The organism is Ramlibacter aurantiacus (assembly GCF_016722895.1).
Classification (GTDB): Bacteria; Pseudomonadota; Gammaproteobacteria; order Burkholderiales; family Burkholderiaceae_C; genus Ramlibacter; species Ramlibacter aurantiacus.
Map to the genome: position 1 here is coordinate 47,836 of NZ_JAEQNA010000011.1, position 1,055 is coordinate 48,890.

Below are 1,055 nucleotides of genomic sequence, written 5' to 3' on the forward strand. Positions count from 1 at the left end.
GAGGCGCCGCCTGCTTCGTTGATCAAGCGCACCTGCTCGACGCCGCTGAAAGATTCCAGCGCCCCCAGGTTGAAGGTCCCCGCTCCGTACAGCAGCAGCGCATCCTGGCCCCCGCCGGCATCGAGGCGATCCCCCGTGGTCAAGGTCAGCGTGGTGGCTCGAATCTCCGAGTCCTCGTCCCCGCCCACGATCACGTCAGTCCCCGTGGTGAGAATGCTCAGCGGACCCGTGTTCGACGCCCGGGCGACCGTGATCGATACCGTCACCGGCGCCCCTTCCAATTGACCGTCCGAAGGCTTGTACTGGAAGGAGTCCGCGCCGACATAGCCGGCCCTCGGCACATAGGTGAAGCTGCCGTCGCTGTTGAGCGTGAGGTTGCCGAATTCAGGGCCGGCGACCAGGACAGCGGACAGGCTGTCTCCATCCGAATCACTGTCGTTGGCCAGCACACCGAGCGCCGCGTCGATCACCGCGGTGGCATCCACCTGGACGATGTAGCTGTCCGCCATCGCAGCCGGGGCCGCATTCTCCGCAGCATCCGTCACCGTGACCGACAGCGCCTGCTGATCGCTGCCACCCTGGCCGTCCTCGGCGACCACCGTGACCTCATACACGTTGTCCCCGTCCGCGTCGGCGGGGTTCTCGAAGTCGGGTTCGGCGAGAAAGCTCAGCTCGCCCGTGGTGCTGATCGCGAACAGCGCCGCATCGGCTCCAGTCAGCCGGAACGTCGGCGTGTCCCCATCCGGGTCGTCCACGGTGACCGAGGTGACGGCCTGCGTGTTCTCGGCCACCGACACGTTCGCCGTCTCCGCCCCCGCCAAGGATGTGATCACCGGAGCCCGGTTCTCCGCAGCATCCGTCACCGTGACCGACAGCGCCTGCTGGTCGCTGCCACCCTGGCCGTCCTCGGCGACCACCGTGACCTCATACACGTTGTCCCCGTCCGCGTCGGCGGGGTTCTCGAAGTCGGGTGCGGCGAGAAAGCTCAGTTCGCCCGTGGTGCTGATTGCAAACAGCGCCGCATCGGCCCCGGTCAGGCGGAACGTCGGCGTGTC

At 67.3% G+C, this 1,055-nt stretch carries 1 protein-coding gene; it reads right to left on the minus strand.

The features are described 5' to 3' along the window. Positions 1-1,055, minus strand: a 1,055-nt coding sequence (locus JI739_RS22130) for a cadherin-like domain-containing protein (RefSeq protein ID WP_201686192.1), incomplete at both ends; no start/stop codon positions are given.